This window comes from Tahibacter sp. (genome assembly GCF_032229445.1).
GTDB lineage: Bacteria > Pseudomonadota > Gammaproteobacteria > Xanthomonadales > Rhodanobacteraceae > Tahibacter.
The window spans coordinates 1-4,991 of sequence record NZ_JAVTWC010000117.1 but is presented as its reverse complement, the minus strand read 5'-3'; the positions used below and the strand labels follow the sequence as shown (position 1 = coordinate 4,991).

Sequence of the window (4,991 nt, the reverse complement as noted above, 5' to 3'; positions counted from 1 at the left end):
CTACGGCTTGCCTGATACCGGCTTCGGCGCGCCGGTCTATGGGGGAGACATTGGGGCAGACCTGCAGAGCTTCGCCGTTGGCACCGACTACGTGCCGCGCGACATGATCGCGCAGATTCACCAGGGCGAAAGAATCGTCCCTGCTGCGCAGAACCACGGCGGATCGCAGCCGATCCACATCACGGTCAACGTCAATGGCAACCAGAATGCGCCAGACGTTCGCCGGTCGGCCGGCCAGGGCGCCCGCGAGGCGATGGCCGCGATGATGGGGGCGCGCCGCTATGCCTAATCCGTTTCTGGAGGAACGCCTGCCGGTCAATGTGCGGCTTGGCACGTCCTACGCCGATGACTATCCAGTACTGATCACTACCGCGTCAGGTGGGGTCGAGTACCGAAAGCTCATAAACCCTTTCCCGGTACGGTCGTTTCACGTCAACTTCACCGCAGACCAGGCGTCGCTATGGGCCAGCGTGCTGGCGCTCTATCATCGGGCTTACGGAAAATTCGCTGGTTTCAGGGTCAAGTGCCGGGACGACTTCAGCACCAACGGAATGACCGGATCGCCGACTCCGCTTGACCAGGCGCTAGCCAACACTGCCAGCGGAATCTACCAGTTGCGTAAATTCTACGGCACCAACGGCGCGGCCCTGTCTGGAGTTGGCTACCCTTCTCGGATTATCTACAAGCCGGTCGCCGGTACCGTCGTCGCCGCGAAGAACGGCGTGACGATCAGCTCTGGTCTGAGCGTCGACACCACCACCGGCCTGATTACCATCACTCCGGCGCCGCTGATCGGCGACAACATCACCGCGGGCTGTCAGTTCGACATCCCCTGCCGGTTCAACTCTCAGATCGAAGTCACGTCTGTCGACGTGGCGATGCGGGACTGCGGGTCGATCGACATCATCGAGCTGCTGCAGCCATGATCGGCGACGTTTGTCAAGTTCCCGAAGAATTCCCGCATTTGCGGGATCTTCGGAAGTTCTTCGCGCAAATGCGGAGAGTCCATTGAAATCCGTCGTTGCCGATTACCGATACCGCGTTCTGTGTCTGCGCATCGTGCCCGTCACCGGATCGCCGATCTACTTGACCGACTACCCGAGCGACCTCGTGATGAGCGGGCATACCTACCTGTCGACGTCCGGCTACCAGTTCACCGGCTACGCCGGCACCGCGGGATTCTCGCCGGCATCGATCGACATCGAAGGCATCGCCGGGGCGTCTGGCCTGTCGCGATCGACGGTGGGTAGCGGGCTGTTCGACGGCGCGCGCTGCTACGTATTCGCCACCTCCTGGGCTGCGCCGGTCGAGGACCAAGAGCCGGTCGTCGCCGGCATCTTCGGCAAGGCCACCCTGCTCGATGACCGCTTCCAGATCGGCGGCGTGTCGCTGATCGACGCGCTGAACCAGAGCGTTGGCCAGACCTACGGCGCGCAGTGCCCCAAGCTGTTCTGCGGCACCGAGTACGCCGGCTGCGGCGTGTCGCTGGCGGCCAACACCGTCACCGGCACGCTGACCAGCGTCAGCAGTGCGTCGGTCTTTACCGACAGCGCTCGCGGCGAGGCGTCCGACACCTTCGGCGCCGGCACCATCCAGTTCACCAGCGGCCCGAATGCCGGCCTCAAGGCGCTGGAGATCAAGAGTTTTGCGTCTGGCGTGATCACCACCTTCGAGCCGTTCTACTACCTGCCGGCAGCCGGCAACTCTTACAGCATGGTGCGCGGCTGCCGCAAGCGGCTGACCGACTGCCAGGCGCGCTGGAACGGCTCCGGCACCTTCTCGAACGTCGCCAACTTCGGCGGCTTCCCGTGGATCCCCACCGGCAGCACCTACGCGCAAGTCGGACAGGGCGGCTGATGACGGCCGACGACATTCTTACTGCCGCGCGGCAGTGTCTCGGCACGCCGTTTCGCCACCAGGGGCGGCTGCTCGGTTTTGGCCTGGACTGCGCCGGGGTGGCGATCCACGTCGCGCGGCAGATCGGCGTCGGGCATCTCGATGTGTCGGGCTATGGGCGCACGCCGGCCAACGGCCAGCTTGAACAGTCGCTCGATGCGCAGCCGTGCCTGGAGCGTGTCTCAAGGGTCGACGACCGTGCGGCCGGCGATCTGCTGCTGATGCGTTTTGCGGGCGACCCGCAGCACCTCGCGATCACTGCCGGCGACACGATCATCCACGCCTATGAATCGGTGGGCAGGTGCTGCGAGCACCGGCTGTCGAGTGTCTGGGCGGCGCGTATCGTGCGCGTCTATCGCTTCCGGGGGGTCGAATGAGCAGCGGCGGGCAGGTGTTCGGTGGCATCGTCGGTGCCGTCGCCGGGTTGTTCCTGGGCGCCGGCACTCCGGCTGCTGCGCTCTACGGCGCACAGATCGGCATGACGCTCGGTGGGCTGATCGATCCGCCCAAAGGGCCGGTCGTCAATGGCCCGCGCCTCGATGACCTGTCCGTGCAAACCAGCACCTACGGGGCCGTCATTCCGCGTGTCTACGGCACGGTGACGGTCAATGGCAACGTCTTCTGGCTGGAAAACAACCGGCTCAAGGAAACCGTCACCAAGAAGAAGTCGGGCGGCAAGGGTGGCGGCAGCAAGACGACGACGCGCAGCTACACCTACTCGGCCACTTTCGCTGTCGGGCTGTGCAAAGGCCCGATCGTGGGCGTGCGGCGCATCTGGATCGGGCCGGACCTGATCTACGATGCGGGGTCGTCGGATCCCAACACCATCGCCGCGAGCAATGCGGCGGCCAGCGGCTTTCGCCTCTACACCGGCACCGACACGCAGGCGGCGGACGCGCGCATGCAGGCAACCTTGGGCGTCGCCAATACGCCGGCTTGGCGTGGGCTGGCCTACCTGGTGTTCTACGATCTGGCGCTGGCCCGCTACGCCAACAGCCTGGCCGGGGCGCAAGTGCGGGTCGAAATAATGACGTTGGCGGCGGTCTATAACTACCAGGTCACGGCCAGGACGATGGCGAGCACCAGGGCGTGGCGCGCAACGTCATGGAACGGATCCACGTTCTGCAGCGTCGCCTTCAACACCAACATCTGCGCCACGTCGCCTGATGGCATCACATGGACAGACCGCACGCTGCCCATCACTGACTACTGGCAGGACATCGCCAGTAATGGCAGCATTTTTGTCTTGGTCGGCAGTACGGCAAACTGCTACACGTCGCCTGACGGAATCACGTGGACCGCACGTGCGATGCCGTCTGCCGGATATACCACGCAGGTGGAGTGGGGCGGCGGCCAGTTTCTGGCGATCCGTGATAGCCAGCCGTTCGCCACGTCGCCTGACGGAATCACGTGGACTGCACAGTCCGCGCCGGCATCCGGCAACTACGGTAAGGCTCTGGCGTGGAATGGGTCCGTGTGGGTCACGGTAAAGCACTTTTCGACTGGCGACATCATGTCGTCGCCGACTGGCGTCGCTGGCAGCTGGACATCGAGGCAGGTTCCGACCGGAAGCAACTGGGATGCCATCGCCGTTAAAGGATCTCGGTTCTGTCTTACGTCGTCTGGCACTGCTGGGAGCTACATATCAGACGACGGCATTACCTGGACCTACTACACCGGCGGATTGCCTTCCGGGGTCAATTCAATCGCTTCCGATGGTTCGGTATTCATCGCCACCACGCAGGGCACTTCGTGGCTGTCGTATGACGGAATCACGTGGTCAGCGTTGTCAATGCCGACGACAGGAGAGACGTGGACAGGTATCACGTGGAGCGGGGGTGTGTTTTCCGTAGTCAGCGACGTATCGGCGCACGCCGTTACCATCCAGCCATACATGGTGTCGCCATCACAACCGGTGCTTAGCGCGATCGTCTCTGCCGAATGCCTTCAATCTGGACTGCTGAGCGGTGGCGATGTCGATGTCAGCGCGCTGACCAGTTTGGTGCGGGGCTACCGCATCGGCAGCGTCGGGGCGATCCGGGCGGCGCTGGAACCGTTGCAGGCAGCCTGGCCGTTCGATGTGGTGCAGCACGGGTATGTAATCCGGTTCGTGGCGCGCGGCGGGACGTCGGTCGTCACGATTTCGGTCGCAGACCTCGACGCGCGTGGCGCTGGTCAGGAGCCCGGCGTGCAGATCACGACCAGCCGGGAGATGGACTCGCAGCTGCCGCGTCGCGTCACGGTGCAGCATCTCGATTACGACCGCGAGTACAACACCGGCACGCAGTACGCCGAGCGACTGAACACCGCGGCGATCAACGCCAGGGTGCTCGATCTGCCGATCGCGCTGACGGCGACCGAGGCGGCCGGGAAAGCGGAGGTGCTGCTCTATTTGTACTGGCTGGAGCGCTACGACGTGGCGGTCACCCTGCCGCCGACGTATGGCCAGTTGGAACCGGGCGATGTGGTGACGCTGGTCACGCCCGATGGCAACGTCTCGCTGCGCCTGACGGCCATCCATTACACCAGCGACGGGCGGCTGGAGTGCCAGGCGAAATACGCCAGTGCCGCGATCTACACGCCGACAGCGGTCGGGTCGGTGCCGGCCGTCACCGGGCCGACGACGATCACGCCGGTAGGTGCCTCGGTCTACGTCCTGCTCGACGTGCCGATGGTCAGTAGCGCGCAGTCCGGGCCGTCGTTCCTGGTGGCGATGACCGGCGCCCTGGCGGGCTGGCGAGGCGGCGTGCTGATGCAGTCGACCGATGCCGGCAGCACCTGGGCGAGTCTGCAGGATTTCGGGCCGCCGGGGTCGTCGATGGGCACCTGTACCAACAGCATCGGCGTCGTCGAGCACCGCATGGTCGACAGCGCCAGTCTGCTGAACGTCACCCTGACGCAGGGCGCGCTGTACAGCGTGACGCAACTCGCAATGCTCGGCGGGGCGAACCATTTTGCGTACGGGGCGGACGGGCGCTGGGAGATCATCGCGGCGCAAGATTGCACACTGGTGAGCGGGACGAGCTACGTGCTGCAGAACCTGCTGCGCGGGCGCTTCGGGAGCGAGTGGGCGATGGGGCTGCACACCGTCGGCG

Annotated in this window: 5 protein-coding genes; all 5 read left to right on the top strand. The window is 64.7% G+C overall.

The window, feature by feature from the left end:
• Positions 1–289, top strand: a 289-nt coding sequence (locus tag RUU78_RS21965) for a hypothetical protein (protein ID WP_313919882.1), incomplete at its 5' end; no start/stop codon positions are given.
• Positions 282–926 (top strand): DUF2460 domain-containing protein, encoded by a 645-nt coding sequence (locus tag RUU78_RS21960; RefSeq protein WP_313919881.1) that lies wholly within the window; start codon positions 282–284, stop codon positions 924–926. The genes RUU78_RS21965 and RUU78_RS21960, both read left to right, overlap by 8 nt.
• An 82-nt stretch (positions 927–1,008) precedes the next feature.
• A complete protein-coding gene (locus RUU78_RS21955; protein ID WP_313919880.1) occupies positions 1,009–1,857 on the top strand; it encodes a DUF2163 domain-containing protein in 849 nt (282 codons plus the stop codon).
• Positions 1,857–2,273, top strand: a complete 417-nt coding sequence (locus RUU78_RS21950; protein ID WP_313919879.1) for an NlpC/P60 family protein — start codon at positions 1,857–1,859, stop codon at positions 2,271–2,273. The genes RUU78_RS21955 and RUU78_RS21950 overlap by 1 nt, the downstream gene beginning before the upstream one ends.
• Positions 2,270–4,991: phage tail protein (locus tag RUU78_RS21945; protein ID WP_313919878.1), on the top strand; the 2,722-nt coding region annotated here is incomplete at its 3' end. The genes RUU78_RS21950 and RUU78_RS21945, both read left to right, overlap by 4 nt.

What these genes read in the sequence shown, in the direction of transcription:
- RUU78_RS21960 (WP_313919881.1), top strand. Translation starts at nt 282, where the DNA reads ATGCCTAATCCGTTTCTGGAGGAACGCCTGCCGGTCAATGTGCGGCTT.
- RUU78_RS21950 (WP_313919879.1), top strand. Translation starts at nt 1,857, where the DNA reads ATGACGGCCGACGACATTCTTACTGCCGCGCGGCAGTGTCTCGGCACG.